General features: G+C 60.4%; 1 protein-coding gene. It reads left to right on the top strand.

Going from position 1 to position 454, the window contains the following annotated elements; translation table 11 throughout:
• Positions 1 to 144 precede the first annotated feature (144 nt).
• Positions 145 to 426, top strand: coding sequence for a malto-oligosyltrehalose synthase (locus JMF97_RS32495; RefSeq protein ID WP_203224688.1), 282 nt, complete (start codon positions 145 to 147; stop codon positions 424 to 426).
• Positions 427 to 454: the final 28 nt, after the last annotated feature.

Raw genomic sequence — 454 nt, 5'->3', positions numbered from 1 at the left:
CAACCTGCCCGGCACCATCAATACCCATCCAAACTGGAGCCGGCGTTTGCCGGGCTACAGCGAGGCATTACTCGACGACCCCGACGCCGCCCGGCGTTTGGAACTGCTCGCCTGCGCGCGACTTCAAGCCGGTGAGCGTGACCAATGAACCAACCATTAATCCAACCGTTGCGCGCGACTTTGCGCTTGCAGTTCCATAAAGACTTCACCCTGGATCAGGCGGTGCCCCTGGTGCCGTATTTCGCCAGTCTGAGCATCAGCCACGTGTACGCCTCGCCCCTGCTCGCAGCGCGCGCCGGGTCCATGCATGGCTACGATGTGGTGGACCCGACCCAGGTTAACCCGGAACTGGGCGGCGAACCTGCGTTGCGCCGCCTGGTAGCGGCCTTGCGTGAACAGAACATGCTGTCTCTTATACACATCTAGATGTGTATAAGAGACAGGCTGTGATCTA

Origin of the sequence: Micromonospora fiedleri (assembly GCF_016774385.1) — a bacterium.
Taxonomy (GTDB): Bacteria; Actinomycetota; Actinomycetes; order Mycobacteriales; family Micromonosporaceae; genus Micromonospora; species Micromonospora gifhornensis.
The sequence above is the reverse complement of the archived record's forward strand: the minus strand, read 5'-3'. Positions and strand labels throughout refer to the sequence as shown.

Bases quoted from the DNA above. Each gene is read 5' to 3' on its own strand.
- JMF97_RS32495 (WP_203224688.1), top strand. From the start codon at position 145: ATGAACCAACCATTAATCCAACCGTTGCGCGCGACTTTGCGCTTGCAG.